We start from the raw sequence: 19,892 nt of genomic DNA on the forward strand, positions 1-19,892 counted from the left end.
GAGGTGTGGCTGGAGGATCGCTTTGCACCGGAGGTAGTGGAACAGCTGCGCAAGTTGGGGCATGAGGTGCGCGTAATGAGCGATTACACCAGCTTTGGCAGAGGTGAAATTATTTGGCGCTGCGCTGACGGCGTACTGGCGGGAGCAACGGAACCGCGGGCTGACGGAACAGTGGCTGCCTGGTAATTTTATAAGTTTGGTGTATTAATAGAATATTCTTGGCTGTGTGCAGTGTTAAAGTAATTTTTTTTGCTGTTTTCCAAAGACTGACCAGACACATAATACTACAATAGTAACCTTGTGGTAACTAGCGCACGTGAAAGTGCGTACTTTACAGGACTGCAATTTGGTACTATGATATGTACAGATGATGCGCAACGCATCACGAGGAGGTTAACAGATTATGAAACAAGAAACTTTAAATTTTGTAAAAGAACAGACTGCAGCTTTAATTGCTGCTCATAGTTGCAGCGCTGAAGCAAAGGCTGCTGCTGAAAAATGGCTGGCAGCTGTTGGTACTGCGGAAGAAGCAGAAGTAACCAAGGCTTATATCGCAGAGCTGGAAGCAGACATCATGCCGATTGACGGATTGATTGCTTTTGCCAGTTCCGAAGCAGGCGTTGGCGTTTTCGGCGCTGAGCTGGCTAAAAATATTCTGGCACATGCTAAGGAAATCAAGGCTGCCGGTGCGGAGTATTGCGATTGCCCGGCCTGCGCTGCCTGCAAAGCAATTCTGGATAAAAAAGCAGAGCTGCTGTAATTAATCTTCAAAAATAACATTAACCGCCCGTATCTCAGGTGAAGGTGAGATGCGGGCGGTTATAATTTTCTTTCAAAAAAATGCTGCTTGCGGTATAATAAAAAAAATACTGAAGGAGGGAAAAGCATGGATAAGTATATAATTATGAATAAAAATATTCCTTTGGTTAAGATAACGATGTCCGCTGCAGGCTATATAACCGAAGTCCTGCAGATATACAATCCAGAAGCCTTTCCTGTAGGTATTTTTACTGATGATTTTAATAAGCTCGCAGACAAATTAAATCAGTGGTGGCGTAGCCGTATTATTCCTGCAAGTCGCGACGGATTGCGCTATATCCTGCATTTGTATGATGTCGAATCTCCAGCGGTTTTGAGCAAGCGCAGCTTGGGGTTGAGCCTGTCTGATCAATATTGGCTGAAGCCTGTCGGCAGTGAGCTTACATGGCAGGAGGTAAACTTTTTCACCAACGATTTTTCCAAGGAGTTAGGGGAAGCGTTTTTCCAAAAGGAGTCCTCCAGGCCTGCAATAAATCCGTTCACGCCGGATGCTTCAAGCAATGGCTGGTTAAAGAAAAAGTGGGTGAAAATCAACGGCGTCACGTATCTTGCTAAAGCAGGCTCGGTACCGCTGTTGCAGCAGCCGTATAATGAAATTGCTGCCGCTAAGGTAGCGGAGGCTCTGACGATTAAGCATGTTCCCTATGAGCTGATTATAGAGGATAATCGTCCGCTGTGCCTGTGTCCTAATTTTATTACTACGGAAACAGAATTTGTTCCTGCTTATTTTGTTAAGGATATTCTTACCAAGTCGAATAACGATTCTGTTTACGGACACTTCCTCAGGTGCTGCGAGCAGTTGCAAATTCCTGATGTAGCAGGCTATTTACAGCAGATGCTTTGCCTTGATTACCTGATAGAGAACAGCGACAGGCATTATGGTAATTTCGGTTTTATCCGTGATGTTAATTCTTTGAAGTTCCTAGGTCCTGCACCGTTGTTTGATAATGGTACAAGCCTGTGGTGCGAATCCTTAAATAGCGAAATAGGAACAGAATTACCTGCTATGCCATTTAAAGATACGCAGAAAAAGCAGCTTGCCTTAGTTAAAGAGTGCCTTATTGATATCAATGGAATTGATGCTTGCGCTGAGATAGTAAGCAATACCTTGTCGACAAGTCCGTATTTGGATAAAGAGCGCGTTACGCGTATCAGCGAAGCTGTTGCTAACCGTGCGCGTGGCCTGAAAAATTATTTGAGCAAGCTAAACTGAAAGTGAGCATCAAAAAACCTTAGCGGTACTTTTCTTTTTGGCGGTTCTGAGAAGAGTCAAACCTCCGCACACGGTTCCGGAGAAATAGCATGATTGTATTGTAACGATATTCAAAGTTATAAACTACTTGTCTTTAGTTGTTGGATATAGTATAATGAACGTAGAAAAAGTGCTACCGATAGACGGTTGCCTTTTAAATCATGTAGTTAAAAAATAACCGCAAGTTTGCAGACTGGGCGGTTATTTTTTTGCGTTTTTACCGAGTTCATAGCCGAATTTGACACAAGCCAAACCGAAGCCTAATAATGCGAGGACTTCAAGAATATTCATCGGCGCCACCCTCTTTATTGTAGATTTCCATAAAGACATGGATTCTTGCAATAGGAGAGCCGCAAAGCCCTCCGAGGAGAGCAACCGCCTACCGCTGTGGTAGCACTAATTAATTTTAACATACGTTTGCAGAAAAGTGAATATAGAGGAATATAAAACCGGTCGATAATATTAGTGCATAAAAAATCCCTTCCCAAACAAATGGAAAGGGTACTTTTTCTTTTTGGTGCGCCTGAGAGGAATCGAACCTCCGCACACGGTTCCGGAGACCATTGCTCTATCCACTGAGCTACAGGCGCAAAAACTACAATGGAATTATACCACAGATGTGAAACTTATGCAAAGAAAAGCCTTCTTTTTTTGTCTTGTGCGCGCTTATATGTTACAATAAAATTATTAATTTAATAAGCATGTATTACCTTGGACATGCGCTTTGAATAGAGGTTGCTTATGAAAGAAAGAAATCCTTATTGTCTGCTGGCCTTTGCAATTGTGCTTATCTGGGCGCTGTGGAATTACAATGTCAGCCTAAAACTGCTGGCTGGTATATATGATGTTTTGCTGCCGTTTGTCATTGGCGGTTGTATGGCTTTTATCGTCAACGTGCTGATGAAGAAGCTGGAGCAATATTGGCGCAGAATTTTTAAGCAGAGCGTGGTATCGCGTTTCGAGCGTCCAGTGTGTTTGCTTTTGAGCCTTGCAATCATTATCGGCTTTTTGGCCTTCTTTGTGCTGACGATTGTGCCCGAGCTGCATGCCAGCATGAAAATGCTCGTCAAGATGCTGCCGCCGGCGTTGGCCAAGCTGAATATTTATCTGCAGCAGAAGGCGCAGGAGCTTTCCTTCTCGGCAGATGAGCTGGCTGTAGTACAGGCGCAGGCTAAGGAAGTTTATCAGACGATGCTCAATTATCTGCAGAACAACAAGCGTCTTTTGCTGGAGCAGACGTTTTTGGCAACGGCCTCCGTTCTGGAGGTGCTTGCAAGCTGTGTTATCGGTTTTGTCGTAGCAATCTATTGTCTGCTGGAAAAGCATCGTCTTGCGCGCAACTTTAAATGCGTAATTTTTGCCTTTTGCTCGAAGGAGCGCGCTGCTTATATTCTGCATGTATTGCAGACGGCAGAGCAGATTTTCCGTGGCTTTGTAGGCGGACAGTTAGTAGTGGCGTTGCTTTTGGGCGTGATGTATTTCGTCGGCATGACGCTTTGCGGCTTCCCCTATGCGACGGTCATTTCGCTGCTTGTGGCTGTGCTGAGCCTGATACCGATTCTCGGTACCTTAATCAGTGCTCTTATCGGCTGCTTTTTAATACTGGTGGCAGCACCGGAGAAAATCTGGTATTTTATTATATTATACATTGTGCTGCAGCGCATCGAAGCTGATTTGCTTTATCCTAAGATTGTGGGTAAGGCTGTAGGTCTTTCGGAGCTGTGGGTGCTGGCGGCAGTAACAATTGGTGCGAGCCTTGGCGGTGTTGCCGGTATGATTGTCTGCGTACCGCTGTTTTCTGTGCTTTATGCTTTGCTGGCTGAAAAGGTTAAGCGCTTGCTGGCAGAGAAAAATTTACCTAATTTATAAGATTTGTTAGGCACTTGGCGTTAAAAGTGCTATAATAATAAATTGATTGTAAGCCTGTTAGATGCAGGAAGCCTTGAATATGCAAAGGAGATTTTATGATTACAATACGAGATAAGGTGCGTTTTGTTGAAACTGATATGATGGGTGTTGTGCATCATGCCAATTATCTGCGCTGGTTTGAAATGGGACGTGTAGCATATCTGCGTGCCTGCGGTATTTCCCTGGGCGAGCTGATGGCTGACGGCGTTATTTTCCCGATTACCGAGGTACGCGCCAAGTATAAAAATTCCTGTACCTTTGATGATGATTTTGAAGTACAGGTAAAAATGAGTGCCTTTAATAAAGCAAAAATGGAATTTGATTATACTGTTATCCGCCTGCGTGATGGCGCTGTAGCGGTGGAAGGTCATACGCGCAATGTGTTTACCGATAATGAAGGTCACATTGTCCGCCTGAAGCCTGAATGGTATGATAAAATTCAGAAGGTATATGCAGCGGATAAGGCTGCGGAGGAGATGTGAGAGTATGGAAAAATATAAGATTGTTCCTGTGCCGACAAGAATTTTGACTCATCACGATGATATCTGTGATGCTATTCTGGAATATGCCAAGGATAAAATCGGCCCCAATGATGTTGTCTGCACTGCCGAAAGCGTAGTTGCTATTACCCAGGGCAGAGCAATGCGCTGTGAGGAGTTTCATCCGGGACCGCTGGCTAAGGTGCTGTCGCATCTGTTCCCGGCCAAGGGCAGTATCAGCAGCTGGTACAGCATGCAATCCCTGATTGACGCAGAAGGCGGTGCGCGTGTTCTGTGGGCAGTAATCTGCGGCTTTGCGGCTAAATGCGTAGGCGAAAGCGGTACCTTCTACCGTATGGCAGGCAAACAGGCTCGCCTGATTGATGACGTTACCGGCACAATGCCTCCGTATGACAAGCATATTGTTTATGGTCCGGCAGAACCGGAAAAGGTTGCCGAAGCTATTACTAAGGCTTGCGGCTGCTATGGCGCTGCTATTGCCGATGTTAACGATTTGAAGCGCTCTGCAGTGCTTGGCTGGTCTAAGGGCGTTGATCCGGATAAGGTTGCGGAAATCCTCATTGATAATCCTTTTGGCAACGGCAGTGAAAAAACACCAATCTGCATTATTAAGGATTATCATAAGGCGTAAGGGGGAAGCAAGATGCTGATGACGATTGTGGGAGTCCTTGTAGGACTGTTTATTTTAGGCGTTATAATTGTAGGTGTATATATTTCCATGCAGGGTGATGCTGTAATGCGTCTGTTGGTAAAGCAGCGCACCAAGGCTGTTTTGGACAAGGTATATGCCGACAGAATTGATTTTTCCTTAGAGGTACCTTTTGATAACGTAGGCAAGCAGGAAGGTACTATTCTGGATGCTTATATGCGTATTTATCTGCCTCAGGAGCAGTATAGTGATGTGCTGCTGCGTGGCAAGGTTAACCGTGAGGGCTATCTGCGCGAGGATGATTATTTTGAAGCAATGCTGGTTCCTGCTGGCACCGGTGAAAAATTTGTCCTGCGCTTTGAGGCTTATGCCAAAAACGGCAAGAGCTTAGAGGAAGCAATGGAAAATATTCCTGATGTTGATGTTGCTTTGTTTGCTGACTGCCGCGGCCGCCGTGAGCTTTACACCGTAAAGGAATACTTTACTCTGACTGCAGATGAAATGCGTGCGCTGGTAAAATAAGCTGACGCTGTCTGACACTGTTTTTAAAATTATATAAATGATACTTAATGTAGATGCTTCTTCGGAGTGGAGAGGCATCTATTTTTTTATTACTCTGAAGGGTGTTGAGTGTAATCTGCAAAAAAAATTCAAAAAATGCAGTTTTTTGCTCAAAAATGATTGATTTTGCGTGAAAATGGTTATATAATATCTGCAAGAGGAGAGATGCTCATGTTAACGCAAGAAAGATTTGAAGAAATCACTCGCATTGTCACGCGTGACGGTGCGGCGACAGTACCGGAGCTGGCAAGGCTTCTGGAGACCTCTGAGTCCACTATCCGCCGAGATTTGGTACAGCTGGACAGCTTGGGCAAGGTACGCAAGGTGCATGGCGGTGCGACTGCCGTGCGCGAGGCGGAGCCTGTGCAGGAGCGCAACATGCAGGAAAAATACAGTCGTAATATTGAAGACAAGCGCACGATTGCTGCGTATGCGGCAACGCTGGTGCGTCCCAACGATTTTATTTTTCTTGATGCAGGTTCGACAACCGAGCAGCTGGCAACCTACCTGACGGAAAAGGATGCTGTTTATGTAACGAACGGTATTACGCTGGCACAGAAGCTGGCGCAGCGCGGTCTGAAAACGCTGCTTATAGCAGGGCGCGTGAAGGCAACAACTGATGCGGTAATCGGCACGGAGGCAGTAGCTTCCCTGCAGCATTACAATTTCAGCAAGGGCTTTTTCGGAACGAACGGCATTACTGTGGAAGAGGGCTTCACAACTCCTGATATCGAGGAGGCCATGAATAAGCGCGTGGCGATGGAGCATTGTCATAAATGCTATGTGCTGGCGGATGCCAGCAAGTTTGAGGCACTGTCGAGCGTGTCCTTCGCCCCGCTGTCCAAGGGCGTGATTATTACGGCTGCGCAGGAGGCTCTGAATGTTAACTCCTATAAGCAGCATACGGAGGTGATTGTGCTTTGATTTATACTGTGACCTTTAACCCTTCACTTGATTATGTGGTAAAGGTTGATGATTTTGCGGTAGGCGAGATTAACCGCACCCAAGCAGAAAATATATATCCGGGTGGTAAGGGAATCAATGTTTCGCTGGTGCTGCAAAATCTGGGGCTGCAATCGGTAGCCTTGGGCTTTACAGCCGGCTTTAGCGGTACAGAAATAGAACGCCTGCTGCAGGAAGCAGGCTGCCGCTGCGATTTTATTCAGGTCGGTGCAGGCTACTCGCGCATTAATACGAAGATTATTTCAGACTCGGAAACGGCGCTTAATGGTCAGGGACCGCAGCTGAGCAAGGAAGAGCTGCAAAAGCTTTTTGCTAAGCTGCAGGGACTGACGCAGGATGATATTTTAGTGCTGGCAGGAAGCATACCCGCTTCGCTGCCGGATGATATTTATGAGCAGATTCTGGAGCTGCTGCAGCCTGCTTGCACACGGGTTGTGGTAGATGCTACTGGCGATTTGCTGCTCAAGGTACTGAAATATAAGCCGTTTTTAATCAAACCAAACCATGAGGAATTAGGAGAGTTCTTTGGCCGGGGACCGTTGCTGAATGAGGATGATATTCTTGCTGCTGCGCTGAAGCTGCAGCAGCAGGGAGCACGTAATGTGCTGGTTTCGCGTGGAGCGGACGGAGCTGTACTGTTGGACGAAAATGGCAGGCAGCATATGATGGCTTCACCGAAGGGAAAGCTGGTAAACTCTGTCGGCGCAGGCGACAGTATGGTGGCCGGCTTTTTGGCAGGCTATCTTAAAACGCAGGATTATGAGGAAGCGCTGCGCCTGGGCGTAGCCGCAGGCAGCGCAAGCGCGTTTAAGGATTGGCTGGCAACACGTGAGGATATTGATGAAATTATTTTACAGGGCGTGACTAATAAATAAAAAAGAAGGGGCAAAAATAAGATGAAAATAGTTGATTTGCTGAAGGTAGAAAGCATTGACCTTAATGCGCAGCCTAAGGATAAGGCAGCAGCGCTGGAGCATTTGATTACGCTGATGGAGAGCGGCGGTAATCTGCTTGATAAGGACGAATACAGAGCCTGCGTGCTGCGTCGTGAGGAGGAGGGCAGCACTGGTATCGGTGAGGGAATTGCCATTCCGCACGCCAAGACAAGTGCTGTAAAGGCACCGGGACTGGCTGCGATGCTGGTAAAGGACGGCGTTGACTTCGACAGTCTTGACGGAGAGCCTGCGAAGCTGTTCTTCCTGATTGCTGCACCTGATACGAAGGATAATGTGCATCTTGATGTGCTGAGCCATCTGAGCATGCTGCTGATGAATGATGATTTCCGCAGTGAGCTGCTGAATGCCAGCGATGCTAAGAAATTTTTGGCAGTTATAGACAAATACGAAAACGAAAAATTTGAAGACGAGGAAGCAGAAGCACAGGCAGCAGAGCCTGCTAAGCAGCGCAAGGTGCTGGCTGTTACTGCCTGCCCGACAGGTATTGCACATACCTATATGGCAGCAGAGGCTTTGCAGGAGATGGCCGGTAAGATGGGCGTTGCAATGAAGGTTGAAACCAATGGCAGCGGCGGCGTAAAAAATAAGCTGACGGCGGCAGAGATAGAAGAAGCCGAAGGCATTATTGTGGCTGCAGACAAGAACGTGCCTGTGGAGCGCTTTGCAGGCAAGCCTGTTATCTTCGTTAAGGTAGCTGACGGTATCAACAAGCCGAAGGAGCTTATCGAGGAGATTCTGAGCGGTAATGTTCCTGCTTACGCAGGCAAGGGCGGCAGCGAGGCGACAAGTGACGTGGCAGATGCTGAGGAAAGTCTGGGGAGACAAATTTATAAGCATCTGATGAATGGCGTTTCGCATATGCTGCCGTTTGTAATCGGCGGTGGTATTCTTATCGCGCTGGCATTTATGTTCGATATGGAATTTGCCGGCACAGCTAAGTTTGGCAGTGGCACGCCGCTGGCAGCCTTCTTTAAAAATATCGGCGGTCTGGCATTCAGCATGATGATGCCGATTCTGGCAGGCTATATCGCAATGAGTATTGGCGAACGTCCGGCACTGATGCTTGGTATCGTGGGCGGCTTTTTGGCAGCCTCCGGCGGCAGCGGCTTCTTCGGTGCGCTGTTTGCCGGCTTTATCGGCGGTTATCTGATTCTGGCACTGCGCAAGGTATTTAGCGTACTGCCCGACAGTCTGGAAGGATTGAAGCCGATTCTGCTGTACCCTGTTATTGGCCTGCTGCTTATGGGCATCTTGATGACCTACGTTATCAACCCGCCGACTGCAGCCTTCAACCAATGGCTGGCAGGTGCGCTGGCAAGCATGAGCACAACCAGTAAGGTACTGATGGGCTTTGTATTGGGAGCTATGATGTCCATCGATTTCGGCGGTCCTCTGAACAAGGCAGCTTATGTATTCGGTACTGCTTCTTTGGCTGCAGCTGACGGCAGCGCTGTAAGCAGTGAGATTATGGCTTCTGTTATGATTGGCGGCATGGTACCGCCGCTGGCGATTGCACTGAGCACTCTGCTGTTTAAGAGTAAATTTACTTCTAAGGAGCGTCAGTCCGGTGTGACCAACTTTATCATGGGCCTGTCTTTTATTACCGAAGGCGCTATTCCCTTTGCAGCAAGTGACCCGTTGCGTGTAATTCCGACCTGCGCTTTGGGCAGCGGTGTAGCCGGTGCTTTGTCCATGGCCTTTGGCTGTAGCGTTCCGGCACCGCATGGCGGTGTATTTGTTTTCGGCGTAGTGCAGAACTGGCCGATGTATTTTGCAGCTCTGGCAGCAGGCAGTGTGCTGGCAGCTGTGCTTATGGGGTTTGTTAAAAAGAACGTGAACGAATAATATATAGAGAAAAAAGATAAAAACAAAAATAGGATTTTAAGGATTTAGCGGCAGAATATTGTTATTAGCGAAACGGAGGAAATAAAAATGAAACAATTTACTTATGTTATTACTGATGAAGCAGGCATCCATGCACGTCCGGCAGGACTGCTCGTTAAAGAGGCTGCCAAATTTGCCAGCAGTACCACCATTGCCAAAGGTGCTAAAAAAGGTGATTTGAAGCGTATCTTCGGCGTTATGGCCCTGGGCGTTAAAAAGGGTGAAGAGATTACTGTTACCTGCGAGGGTGCGGATGAAGATGCAGCGGCAGCAGCTTTAGAGGCTTTCTTCCAAGCTAACCTGTAAGTTCGCAGTAAGAGAGATTTTTCGCGAGGTGATAAGATGCTTTCATTAAAGGGTAAGGGCGTTTGCGGTGGCGTAACGCTGGGAACCTTGGCTGTATTGCGTCGTAATGCGGCAGCAGTTAAACGCCGTAAGGTGCAGAATGCCGAGACTGAGGTTGCACGCTTTCAGGCAGCACGTCAGGAGGCTATTGCTAAGCTGGCAGAGCTTTATGAAAAGGCAGTTGTAGATGTAGGCAAGGATAATGCCGCTATTTTTGAAATCCATCAGATGATGCTGGAGGACCTTGATTATATTGAGTCCGTAGAGGGCATTATCCGCACGCAGCAGGTTAATGCGGAATATGCAGTGCAGACAACGGCAGCCAACTTTGCTGAAATTTTTTCTTCGATGGAAGATGATTATATGCGTGCGCGTGCTGCAGACGTCAAGGATATTTCCAACAAGGTGCTTGGCTGCCTGGGTGATGCAGGCAGCAGATGGGAAAGCGGCAGCGGCAGTTACATTCTGGCAGCGGATGACCTGGCACCCAGCGAAACTGTGCAGCTTGATAAATCGCGTGTGCAGGGCTTTGTGACGGCAGCAGGCAGTGTAAATTCCCATACGGCAATTCTGGCGCGTACGATTGGCATTCCAGCGGTTGTCAACACAGGCAGCGGCATCGGTGAAGAATATGACGGCAAGCTGGTAGCGGTAGACGGCTATACCGGCGAGGTTTTCGTTGATCCTGATGAGGCAACGCTGGAGCGCATCAAGGCTAAGATGGAGCAGGATGCACAGCATAAAAAGCTGTTGGAGGAGCTCAAGGGCAAAAAGAGCATTACCGGCGGCGGTCAGCAGGTGCATGTTTATGCCAATATCGGCGGCACTGGTGATTTAGCCAGCGTGCTGGCGAACGATGCAGAGGGCATCGGCCTTTTCCGCAGCGAATTCATTTACCTGGAAAGCAAGGATTATCCGACCGAGGAGCAGCAGTTTGAAAAGTATAAGCTGGCAGCGGAAGCGATGGCTGGCAAGCGCGTAATTATCCGCACACTTGATATCGGTGCCGATAAGCAGGCTGATTACTTTGAGCTGCCGCAGGAGGAAAATCCGGCGCTGGGTTATCGCGCAATCCGTATCTGTCTGGAAAGACCGGAGCTGTTTGCTACGCAGCTGCGTGCTATCTGCCGCGCTTCCGCTTATGGCAAGCTGGCAGTGATGTTCCCGATGATTATCAGCGTAGAAGAGGTGCGCAAGGCACGCAAAATTTTGCGTGAGGTGCAGGCAGAGCTGAAATATGCAGGCGTACCCTTTGACCCGAAGATGGAAGTAGGCATTATGATTGAAACGCCGGCGGCAGCGCTGATCAGCGCGGAGCTGGCGAAAGAGGTTGATTTCTTCAGCATTGGTACGAACGATTTGAGCCAGTATACCTTGGCGATAGACCGCCAGAATCAGCGGTTAGAGCCGTTCTTTGATGCACATCATCCTGCAATTCTGCGTCTGATTGAAATGACGGTGCAGGGAGCGCATGCAGCAGGCATCTGGTGCGGCGTCTGTGGCGAGCTGGGCGCTGATTTGAGCCTGACGAAGGAATTTGTACGCATGGGCATGGACGAGCTTTCTGTAAGCCCGGCAAGCATTCTGCCGCTGCGCAAAAAAATCCGCAGCCTGTAATTTTTACTTATACTCAAATTTATATATAACGCATGAAAATACCCCTGATAATGCGTGAGCAGTATCAGGGGGCAGCTTTTGGCGTCAATGCTTTATATTCTTTTGTGCAGAACCGGTTTTATGGCCGGTTCTTTTTTCTTAGAAAAGATTATTTTAATCAGAAAAACAAAAAAACACCGCAGTTTTTTGCGGTGTCGATTTCAAAATGGTGATGTTATTGCAGCGAAGAGCGTTGATAAGCTCAAAGGTCTGCATAGAGTCGAGCTTCAAGGTAAGAAAAGCCTTCGGCGTTTGGCCATTGTTATTCTTTTGCATGTTATCCCTCCTGATGTTAATAGTCGCGCAGCTGCTTCAGCAGGCTTTTGGCGGCTTTGATTCTTTCTGTATAATCCTTGACGGTCGGACCGGTGCAGTTTTCATCTGTCTGCTTCAGTGACTGGAGTTTGTCGCTGACAACTTTGATGTAATTGCAAAGGCCGCGTTCTACTGCGTTGTATTCCGGCTGTGATTTGATTCTGAGTGTTTTGGTCAGTGTTTTCGTCATTGCGTTCTCCTAGAAGCTGCGCAGCTGCTTCAGCAGGCTTTTGGCCGCTGCGATTTTTTCCTGATAATCTTCGATGTTGCCTTGTGCTACATCTTTGTGATTCTTCTGCAGCCAGTCTAATTGGTTGCGGGCGTGCTGGATGTAGTTGCAGAGTGCAATGTCCAGAACGCAAACATCAACGCAAACATCTGCCATTGATTTGACTACGAGATTTTTTGCCATGATGCGCCTCCTATAATTTTGTGTGGTGTGTTATGATAGTTGTATAAGAAAATTTCAAAGAGATTTTCTTAAATAAATTCAGGAGGAAACAAAATGTTCCCATATTTGTACTTGCTGGCTATTCCAGTTTATAAAATTATTTCTAACTTCTACGATTATCGTAGAATAAAGCAAATCCATGATAACTATATTGAGTGGTTAGCTACAGGAAAGAATATTGACAGCCTTTTGGAAAGTCAGGCTTTATTTAAGAAACTTCTCGAAAAGGCAAATGTAAAAGAGTCATACTTACCTGTGTGCCAGCCGGTAGGCCTTGGTAGAGCTGTTCAATATAATGCTTCTGTCAAAGAGCAATTCCCTAGCAGAATACACGATTTTGTGCTTCAAACTAACAAAATGATTTATGAAGCAGAGGGCGTTTATTTAGGTAGAATTAAAGAAGCGTTTAATCCATTGTATTGGATAGACTTGATAGTGTTTTTACCTAAACATCTTATGAATTACTTCGGTTGTAATTCTGAAAGCGTCCTTGCTAAAGCATTCCAGGCAATTTATTTTGTTGCTGTAGGCGTATACTCTTTAATTAAAGATTTTTACCCTGATGCTGTTCGTACTCTGCTTGAGAAATTAATAAGTCAGCTTCACTAATAGTTATCATTTCCGGCGGTATTCCAAAAGTCTTCTGGATGCTGTCAGCCATACGATAAGCTTATAGCTGCGTTGTAAAGCCGCTGATGGTAATGCTATACTGCTTTAGAACGTAGTGTTTTTCTTTACGCTTGCCGAAAAGCTTGCGTAAGAATTTCATTATTCCTATGCCCTGCTGCGCAGGGCTTTTCTTTTTGTCTTTGTTCATGTTTGCACCTCTCTTGGTCGCGCTTTATGCGACCAACTGAGTAAAAAAATAGCATTAACATCATCGCCTTGAATATCAACGATGTCGATTATTTTGTCAACGTCCTTAACCAAAAGCCCTTCACCGTTATGTTTCAGTTTCCTATACAAAGTTGAAGGACTAATGTTCATACGGCGAGCGATTCCGGGAATAGTTAATCCAGCTTCGCAAATTTTTCCTTTCAGTTTTTTCACATCTACCATAATAAAGCTCCTTTCTATACATTCGCATATATGCGATTTACTTAAGTTTATCACCTAAGCTTTATTGTGTCAACTGAATTTTCGCATGAAATGCGATTTATTTTCTTTTTATGCGTTTCTTGTTGCAGATTTGCAAATTTGTAGTATAATCTTCTTAGAGGTGATTTACATGAATATTGGTGAAAGAATAAAGGCTCGCCGTTTGGAATTAGGTTTGACTGCCGACCAGTTAGCTGAACGCGTTGGAAAAAATCGTGCAACTATATATAGATACGAAAACGGAGAAATTGAAAATATGCCGTTGTCTATTATGGCGCCACTTGCTAAAGCATTAGGAATAACTCCTGCTGAGTTATTTGGTAGGTCTTTAGGTGGTGATGTTAGTAGTTCTGAATTTGAGTTAATAAAAAAATATCGCCAGCTAAACGCCAGCGATAAATTAGAAATACGCAACATGATTGATTTTAAGCTTTTCCGGTATGCTCAATCTTCAGAAGAAGAAGAAAGCAATTGCGTATAATTCATTGCGGGAGAAAGAAGTAAATGCAGCTGTTTGGAAAAGCCGGATAACTGCAATGTGAGAAAAGTTCACATTGCAAATAAAACACAAAATGCCGCCAGCGCGGTGCTGACGGCAAAGAAGTAAAAATATCAATCACTATATATTGTGGTGTTAAGATGGGTAATTTTAGTATTTTAACACAACGCTTCTGAAAAAGCAAGTTTTTGTTGACAAAATTAATTATTCTGCTATAATGATTAGTACAGCGATAGTGCAGAACCTGAGGGCGATGCACGGAGGCTTGCTAATCTGCGGATTGGCAAGCCTTTTTTCGTTATATAGGAGGAATTTTATGGATAAGCCATTCAAAACATATCGGCAGCAGTTGACCATTCTTAGAGCTCGTAACCTTGTTATTAAAGACGGCAGTAAAGCAATACAGATTTTAAAAAATGAAGGCTATTATAATATCATCAACGGTTATAAAGATATATTTCTCGATATGCCGCAAACCAAACAGTACGGTGACGACAGATATAAGGCAGGCACTACTTTCGAGCATATATATGCGCTTTATAATTTTGACAGGAATATGCGAGCTATATTATTAAAGTACATTTTGAAAATGGAAACTTCGTTGAAAACGAAAGTAGCTTATTATTTCTCGCAGACGTATAAACAAAACTTCAATTATCTTGATATAAATAATTTCGATAGTTCTAACCCACAGACCGCCACCAAACTTATAGCAGACTTATCTAGCGTAATAACGAAAAATACAAAGAAGGGTGCGCTAGGCGAACAGTTTTATCATTATCTCGACAAACACAAAGAGCTGCCCTTGTGGGTGTTGGTTACAAAGATGACACTAGGCAATATTATTCATTTTTATAATGGCATGACCATGCAGACTAAACTTTTAGTTATAAATGAGATTATAAGCACTTACGAAAAAACATATCGAGTAAAGCTGCTTTTAACGCCGGAACAGGAAGAAAAATTCGTCTCTAATATGTTTGCTTTTATTAACATTTTTAGAAATGTTTGTGCTCATGAAGAGCGGCTGTATAGTATTACGGTAAAAAATAATAATAAAGTCCCTAATATAGCACTATTTCATAAAACACTGCCTAGTAACTTTTCATCGCATTTTATTGATTGTGTTATAATTTTAGGCTTATTTTTGAGCAAGCGCGACTATGCTGCTATGGTTGGAGAATTTTCTGCTGAAATAGCATCTTTCGCTAAAAAATTGCCACAAAATATGTTTAATAGTGTTCTTATAAAAATGGGATTTTCTAAAAACTGGAAAGATGATTTCAAGCTAAACTAAGATATTAATAGGGGGATTTTATGGAATATGTAGCTATTGATTTTCAGACAGCAAACAGACTGCGCAGCAGCGCTTGCTCCATTGCTTTAGTATCAGTCAAAGATGGCAAGATAGTAGATACTTTTTACAGCCTTATCCGTCCGGATATTCTGCATTTCGACAAAGAAAATATTGCCTTGCATGGTATCACCGAAGATATGGTTAAGGGTAAGCCGTATTTTTATGAGCTGTGGCCGTTGATTAAAGAAAAAATCAAGGGAAAAACATTAGTAGCGCATTATGCTAAGTTTGATATGGAGGTTCTGGCCGATACGCTGGAAAGCAACGATATACCGTTCCCCAGCTGCCAGGTGCTTTGTACCTGCGTGCTGTCGCAAGCAATGTTCCCGGAGATGCCTCATCATCGCCTGCAGGACGTTACCGAAAAAATAGGCTTTAACCTTGAGCAGCGTTTTAATGCTATGGCGCACGCCAGAGCCTGCGTTGCTATCATGGAATATGCCCTGCAAAAGAGCGGTGCAGAATTCTTGCAGGATATGGCGGATTTTTACGGTATTCATTTTGGTTATATCGGCAAGGATATTGTGACGGATTGTGAATTGAAGTACGGCCGCGCTCGCGCTTATGATGAAAACGCTTCCTTCGGCAAGAAAGCAGAGACTTACAACGATATGGATAATGCCACATATTTGAAATACTGGGGACCGTCTGTTGCTATTATGGTTATATTTAATTCCATAAATGCAGAATGGGCAAGGGCTATAGGCTCCATCGGAACGCTTGGGCTGTTTTATGCAACTTATTTACGATTCAAGGGAACGAAAAGGCCGTTTTGGTATGGCTTTGTTAATATTTTCTTCACGGCCGGCGTTTTGGGCTTCTTTGATGTAGGCCGCTCCCCGAAAAAGTAGGGTGAAATATCCCGACGATTGCTAATTTCAATATTTTTGGACAGCGTAAAGAAGCGGTTTCTTCGTGCTCAGAAGCGCTAATGTCCCGGTAAATGCTATTGCTAAGATTTTGGGATGTAACGAAAGGAGGGTAAAGCGTGGTTAAATGTATGAAAAGCGTGGCCGAGCGTGCTGTTCCCGCCGTTATCTATGCGCGGTATTCCTCCAGTCACCAGCGCGAGGAAAGCATAGAAGGCCAGGTGCGTGAGTGCCGCGAATACGCCGAGCGCGAAGGCTACAGCGTGCTGCAGGTTTATGCAGACAGAGCCATTACCGGCCGCACGGATGAACGCCCGGAGTTTCAGCGGATGCTTGCCGATGTGTCTAAGGGCGTGTTTCAGGCTATCTTGATTTACAAATACGATAGGTTTTCCCGCAACAGGTATTCCTTCGCTGTTTGGGAGACTAAGCTGAAGAAGCATGGTGTTAAGGTTATATCAGCCAGGGAAAACGTGGCTGAGGGAGCAGCCGGCATTGTGCTGAAGAGCGTGCTGCAGGGTATGGCCGAATGGTACAGCGTCGACCTGTCCGAAAAGGTTACGCGTGGAATGAAGGAGAACGCTTTGAAAGCGAAGTGGACCTCCGGCACTGTTCCCTTCGGTTATACCAGGGACGCAGAGCAGCGCTTAATAGTAGATCCGGAGCGCGGCGAATATGTACGCCAGATTTTTGAAAAGGTTTTGGCCGGCGAGAAGTATGTAGATATAGCCAGATGGCTGAACATGTTAGGCGTGCGTACCGCTAGGGGCGCAGCCTGGAATAAAAGCAGCTTTACTTGGATGCTGAAAAATGTTGTCTATACCGGTTTATTCCGGTGGAAGGACATAGAAATAAAAAACGCCGGACCGCCTATTGTCAGCAAGGAGCTGTTCGAGGCAGTGCAGCGTAAACTAAAAACTTATGGAAGAAGGGGAATAAACGTGCAGAAGAGTGATAAATATTTACTTACTCCTAATATTATTTGTGGTGAATGCGGCGGACCGATGCATGGAATGAGCGGCAAGAGCAGAAGCGGTGAGCTTTATTATTATTATGCCTGCGCCAACAAAAGAGCAAAAAGAACCAGCTGCAGCATATCATCGCTGAACAGGGACGAGCTGGAGCAGGCCGTTTATAATTGTGCCCGTGAGGTACTTTTGCATGAGGAAAACATCAAGCTGATAGCAGAGCAGGCCGAAGCTGTTGCTGAAGCTCAGGTTGATAACGAGCTGGCCGAAATGAAGGCTGAGCGCTCCCGCGTTAAGAAGAGCATAGCCAACTACGCCGCCGCCATCGCCAACGGTGCCACCAGCGGAACCATTATTGAGCTGATAAACGCCGCCGAAGCCAAGGCTGCCGCCCTGGATGAAGCTATAGCAGAGCGTGAGCTGGTAGCAGCACCGCCGAAGATTAGCAAAGAAGCTATAGAATACTTCCTGCGCAACATCGCCGCTGCTCCGGACGATAAAATGAAAGAAAAGGTCATCAGCACCATGGTTAACTCCGTTGTTGTCGAGCGCGTACCGGATGAAGGCACAAAAAAAGACAGTGACGAAAAATATTCCATCACTGTCAGATTTAATTTTACCGATACACCACAATTATCTGCGCTGCAGTCCTTCGATGTTCGCGAAAAGTCTAAAATGGTGACCTCGGCAGGACTCGAACCTGCGACCTTTTGATTCGTAGTCAAACGCTCTATCCAGCTGAGCTACGAGGCCAACAACAATATTTATTTTAACTGCAAGAGGCTATTTTGTCAATACTTTTTTGTGAAAAAATCTTGACTGTTTTTTCCTGGCGGGATATAATTTAGCTAATATATATGTGGCTGCTTTGCAAGGAAGCATCAGGAGGCGTATATTTGGTCTGCATTGGGATGCTTGCCGGTATGGGCGATGGGGAATTGTAATGACAGCACAAATGGTTTTTGTATTATATGTTGTTGAAGTCTGCACGATTAGGTCTGATGTGAGGCAGTATAGGGATACTGCCAGCAATGACGTTGTATTTCTTTAGCAGGCATGTATAATTTAAAGGAGGATTTTTTGTGCCTGTTTCTTTAGTCATCTTAATATTGTACATTGTTGCTTTGTTCGCTATCAGTTGGTATGCTAAAAAACGTAGTGAAGGCAATAACGAAAACTTTGCTCTTGCGGGACGCAGACTTTCTGCGCCTTTGATTTGTGTTACTATCATCGGTCTGGCTGTCGGCGGTGCGTCGACTATCGGCGTTTCCGAGCATGCCTTCCGTGTTGGTCTGAGTGCCGGCTGGTATACGATTGCCTGGGCTTTGGGCGCGATTGTTATGGGCTTGTTCATGGCTAAAAAGTACCGTGAACAGAACATTACGACTATCACCGAGCTTATCGAACGCCATCATACCAAGGGCGCGGTAATCTTGGGCGTTTTCTGCCAGATTGTTATTCAGTTGGTAATCATCAGTCTGCAATATATTGCGGGTGGCAGTATTCTGCACGCTATACTGCCGGATATCTTTGATTTCCACACCGGTATGATTGTCAGTGCTATTACTTTTATCGGTATTACATTTATTGGTGGTATGTGGTCTGCATCCTTGTCGAATGTATTGAATATTATCCTGATTTACGTAGGTATCTTGGCGGCAACGATTATTCAGTTCAAAAAAATCGGCAGCATGGATCATCTGGCTGCTGCTTTGCCGGCTAATGTGCCCTGGTTCAGCTTCATTGACGGTGTTGGCCCTGTAACCATCACCAGCTGGGTTGTAACCCTTATTACCGTAAATCTCTCTCTGCAAAGTATTCTGCAGATTTCTTTAGGCGCTAAAGACGCTGCAACTGCTAAGAGGGGCTTCGTCTGGGGTGGTATTCTGATGCTGCCGGTAGGCGTTCTGGCTGCCTTCCTTGGTCTTGTTGCCAAGGCTATGTATCCTGATGCGCAGGCTGCATTGGCGCTGCCGCAGGTTATCGTAGGCCTGCAGCCGGTGTTGGCAGGTGTTACGCTGGCAGCTCTGTGGGCTGCAGATGTATCTACCGCCTGCAATCTGCTGCTTAGCGCCGGCACTTTGTTCTCCAGCGATATCTATAAGCGCTTCATCAATCCGCAGTGCGACCAGGCGCGTCAGCTGCTGATGACACGTGCCTGCATCATTATCAGCGGTATTCTTACGTTGGGACTTGCTATGAGCGTATCCAGCATTTTGGGTACGATTATGATTGGTCTGTCCCTGACTGCTGCCTTCAGCGTTATTGTAATCGTAGCGTTGTTCTTCCCGCAGTATGCTTCCAAGGCCGCAGGCTTCTGGACGCTGCTGGCAGGCCTGGTGCTGCTGGTGCTGTGGCAGCTTACTCCGGCAGTACGCATTTTCCCGAACGTAATCTACATGGAATGGCTGGTATGCATTGCTGCTTATGCTATTGCTGCAATTGTTTGCCCGGCCAAAAAAGCAGTTGCTGTTGAAGGTAACTGATAAAAATTTTATTCAATAATTAAAGCCATCTCTGTTCTTCTGAAGAACTGCAGAGATGGCTTTCTTGGTTAGTAGCGTAAGCGCATACCTGCAGCAAAAAATCCCGTTAACAGGCCTGTACCTGGTAACGGGATTTTGTTTTGCACATTATAGCGAAGCGTGACCTGATTAATCAGAGGACATTGTCATGCTTCCTTGCTTGGGGAAATTAAACGATTTTTTCGCCGTGATAGCGTTCACCATCATTGTCAGGCAGCAGGCCGTAGCGTTCGGTCCACAGAGTTTTGTATTTCAGTGCCTGGGCATGGATTGCAGCTATACCTTTTTCGTCCAATGTTTTGATAACCTTGGCAGGA

General features: G+C 45.8%; 23 protein-coding genes, 2 tRNA genes and 1 pseudogene. 18 read left to right on the forward strand and 8 right to left on the reverse strand.

Going from position 1 to position 19,892, the window contains the following annotated elements; translation table 11 throughout:
• The 3 genes from BN587_RS04320 to BN587_RS04330 all read left to right on the forward strand — a co-directional run.
• A partial coding sequence (locus BN587_RS04320) for a gamma-glutamyltransferase (protein WP_044484224.1) occupies positions 1 to 186 on the forward strand: 186 nt, incomplete at its 5' end.
• Between the two features lie 217 nt (positions 187 to 403).
• Positions 404 to 760: a hypothetical protein gene (locus BN587_RS04325; protein ID WP_021719919.1), complete on the forward strand. Its 357-nt coding sequence runs from the start codon at positions 404 to 406 to the stop codon at positions 758 to 760.
• Between the two features lie 126 nt (positions 761 to 886).
• A complete protein-coding gene (locus tag BN587_RS04330; protein ID WP_021719920.1) occupies positions 887 to 2,032 on the forward strand; it encodes a hypothetical protein in 1,146 nt (381 codons plus the stop codon).
• Between the two features lie 554 nt (positions 2,033 to 2,586).
• Here the strand turns inward: BN587_RS04330 and BN587_RS04335 are convergent.
• Positions 2,587 to 2,661 (reverse strand) — tRNA-Arg (locus BN587_RS04335).
• Between the two features lie 151 nt (positions 2,662 to 2,812).
• On the opposite strand from BN587_RS04335, the gene BN587_RS04340 reads away from it, so the two are divergent.
• The 9 genes from BN587_RS04340 (at position 2,813) to ptsP (ending at position 11,454) form a co-directional block, all read left to right on the forward strand.
• Positions 2,813 to 3,940 (forward strand): AI-2E family transporter, encoded by a 1,128-nt coding sequence (locus BN587_RS04340; protein ID WP_021719922.1) that lies wholly within the window; start codon positions 2,813 to 2,815, stop codon positions 3,938 to 3,940.
• Between the two features lie 95 nt (positions 3,941 to 4,035).
• Positions 4,036 to 4,461 carry an acyl-CoA thioesterase gene (locus tag BN587_RS04345; protein WP_009146111.1) on the forward strand — a complete coding sequence of 142 codons (426 nt, stop codon included), beginning with the start codon at positions 4,036 to 4,038 and terminating at the stop codon, positions 4,459 to 4,461.
• A 4-nt stretch (positions 4,462 to 4,465) separates the two neighbouring features.
• Positions 4,466 to 5,110, forward strand: coding sequence for a coenzyme F420-0:L-glutamate ligase (locus BN587_RS04350; protein WP_021719923.1), 645 nt, complete (start codon positions 4,466 to 4,468; stop codon positions 5,108 to 5,110).
• Between the two features lie 12 nt (positions 5,111 to 5,122).
• Entirely contained in the window at positions 5,123 to 5,650 is a 528-nt protein-coding gene (locus BN587_RS04355; protein WP_021719924.1) for a hypothetical protein, read from the forward strand.
• A 210-nt stretch (positions 5,651 to 5,860) separates the two neighbouring features.
• Positions 5,861 to 6,613, forward strand: a complete 753-nt coding sequence (locus tag BN587_RS04360) for a DeoR/GlpR family DNA-binding transcription regulator (RefSeq protein WP_021719925.1) — start codon at positions 5,861 to 5,863, stop codon at positions 6,611 to 6,613.
• The gene (gene pfkB / locus BN587_RS04365) at positions 6,610 to 7,527 is read left to right on the forward strand and encodes a 1-phosphofructokinase (RefSeq protein WP_021719926.1); all 918 of its coding nucleotides are present in this window, start codon (positions 6,610 to 6,612) and stop codon (positions 7,525 to 7,527) included. The genes BN587_RS04360 and pfkB overlap by 4 nt, the downstream gene beginning before the upstream one ends.
• A gap of 21 nt (positions 7,528 to 7,548) precedes the next feature.
• The gene (locus BN587_RS04370) at positions 7,549 to 9,453 is read left to right on the forward strand and encodes a PTS fructose transporter subunit IIABC (RefSeq protein WP_021719927.1); all 1,905 of its coding nucleotides are present in this window, start codon (positions 7,549 to 7,551) and stop codon (positions 9,451 to 9,453) included.
• Between the two features lie 87 nt (positions 9,454 to 9,540).
• A complete protein-coding gene (locus tag BN587_RS04375; protein ID WP_021719928.1) occupies positions 9,541 to 9,798 on the forward strand; it encodes an HPr family phosphocarrier protein in 258 nt (85 codons plus the stop codon).
• Positions 9,799 to 9,834: 36 nt separating this feature from the next.
• Entirely contained in the window at positions 9,835 to 11,454 is a 1,620-nt protein-coding gene (gene ptsP / locus BN587_RS04380; RefSeq protein WP_021719929.1) for a phosphoenolpyruvate--protein phosphotransferase, read from the forward strand.
• A 153-nt stretch (positions 11,455 to 11,607) separates the two neighbouring features.
• On the opposite strand, the gene BN587_RS11820 is transcribed toward ptsP, so the two are convergent.
• The 3 genes from BN587_RS11820 to BN587_RS04390 are packed head-to-tail and all read right to left on the reverse strand — an operon-like array spanning position 11,608 to position 12,220.
• Complete coding sequence (locus BN587_RS11820) at positions 11,608 to 11,769, reverse strand: hypothetical protein (protein ID WP_021719930.1); 162 nt, start codon at positions 11,767 to 11,769, stop codon at positions 11,608 to 11,610.
• 16 nt (positions 11,770 to 11,785) lie between these two features.
• The gene (locus BN587_RS04385; RefSeq protein WP_021719931.1) at positions 11,786 to 11,998 is read right to left on the reverse strand and encodes a hypothetical protein; all 213 of its coding nucleotides are present in this window, start codon (positions 11,996 to 11,998) and stop codon (positions 11,786 to 11,788) included.
• Positions 11,999 to 12,007: 9 nt separating this feature from the next.
• Positions 12,008 to 12,220: a hypothetical protein gene (locus BN587_RS04390; RefSeq protein ID WP_021719932.1), complete on the reverse strand. Its 213-nt coding sequence runs from the start codon at positions 12,218 to 12,220 to the stop codon at positions 12,008 to 12,010.
• A 93-nt stretch (positions 12,221 to 12,313) separates the two neighbouring features.
• Between BN587_RS04390 and BN587_RS04395 the strand changes: the two genes are divergently transcribed.
• Entirely contained in the window at positions 12,314 to 12,868 is a 555-nt protein-coding gene (locus BN587_RS04395) for a hypothetical protein (protein WP_021719933.1), read from the forward strand.
• A 61-nt stretch (positions 12,869 to 12,929) separates the two neighbouring features.
• On the opposite strand, the gene BN587_RS11825 is transcribed toward BN587_RS04395, so the two are convergent.
• Together BN587_RS11825 and BN587_RS04400 are read right to left on the reverse strand one after the other, a co-directional pair.
• Positions 12,930 to 13,076 carry a hypothetical protein gene (locus BN587_RS11825; protein WP_021719934.1) on the reverse strand — a complete coding sequence of 49 codons (147 nt, stop codon included), beginning with the start codon at positions 13,074 to 13,076 and terminating at the stop codon, positions 12,930 to 12,932.
• A complete protein-coding gene (locus tag BN587_RS04400) occupies positions 13,073 to 13,318 on the reverse strand; it encodes a helix-turn-helix domain-containing protein (RefSeq protein WP_021719935.1) in 246 nt (81 codons plus the stop codon). The genes BN587_RS11825 and BN587_RS04400 overlap by 4 nt, the downstream gene beginning before the upstream one ends.
• Before the next feature lie 169 nt (positions 13,319 to 13,487).
• Between BN587_RS04400 and BN587_RS04405 the strand changes: the two genes are divergently transcribed.
• From BN587_RS04405 to BN587_RS11830, 4 genes are all read left to right on the forward strand, one after another.
• A complete protein-coding gene (locus BN587_RS04405) occupies positions 13,488 to 13,838 on the forward strand; it encodes a helix-turn-helix domain-containing protein (RefSeq protein WP_021719936.1) in 351 nt (116 codons plus the stop codon).
• 334 nt (positions 13,839 to 14,172) lie between these two features.
• Positions 14,173 to 15,153, forward strand: coding sequence for an Abi family protein (locus BN587_RS04410; RefSeq protein ID WP_021719937.1), 981 nt, complete (start codon positions 14,173 to 14,175; stop codon positions 15,151 to 15,153).
• 20 nt (positions 15,154 to 15,173) lie between these two features.
• Positions 15,174 to 16,064, forward strand: coding sequence for a 3'-5' exonuclease (locus BN587_RS11355; RefSeq protein ID WP_021719938.1), 891 nt, complete (start codon positions 15,174 to 15,176; stop codon positions 16,062 to 16,064).
• Between the two features lie 137 nt (positions 16,065 to 16,201).
• Positions 16,202 to 17,764 (forward strand): recombinase family protein, encoded by a 1,563-nt coding sequence (locus tag BN587_RS11830; RefSeq protein ID WP_021719939.1) that lies wholly within the window; start codon positions 16,202 to 16,204, stop codon positions 17,762 to 17,764.
• On the opposite strand, the gene BN587_RS04430 is transcribed toward BN587_RS11830, so the two are convergent.
• A tRNA-Arg gene (locus BN587_RS04430) sits at positions 17,727 to 17,803 on the reverse strand. The two genes, BN587_RS11830 and BN587_RS04430, sit on opposite strands and share 38 nt — an antisense overlap.
• Before the next feature lie 329 nt (positions 17,804 to 18,132).
• Here BN587_RS04430 and BN587_RS04435 point away from each other — a divergent pair.
• The gene (locus tag BN587_RS04435; RefSeq protein WP_021719940.1) at positions 18,133 to 19,536 is read left to right on the forward strand and encodes a sodium:solute symporter family protein; all 1,404 of its coding nucleotides are present in this window, start codon (positions 18,133 to 18,135) and stop codon (positions 19,534 to 19,536) included.
• Between the two features lie 208 nt (positions 19,537 to 19,744).
• Here the strand turns inward: BN587_RS04435 and BN587_RS12185 are convergent.
• Positions 19,745 to 19,892 (reverse strand): annotated as a pseudogene (locus tag BN587_RS12185) (2,3,4,5-tetrahydropyridine-2,6-carboxylate N-succinyltransferase); the annotation flags it as partial.

It is taken from the genome of Phascolarctobacterium succinatutens CAG:287 (assembly GCF_000434895.1).
Classification (GTDB): Bacteria; Bacillota; Negativicutes; order Acidaminococcales; family Acidaminococcaceae; genus Phascolarctobacterium_A; species Phascolarctobacterium_A succinatutens_A.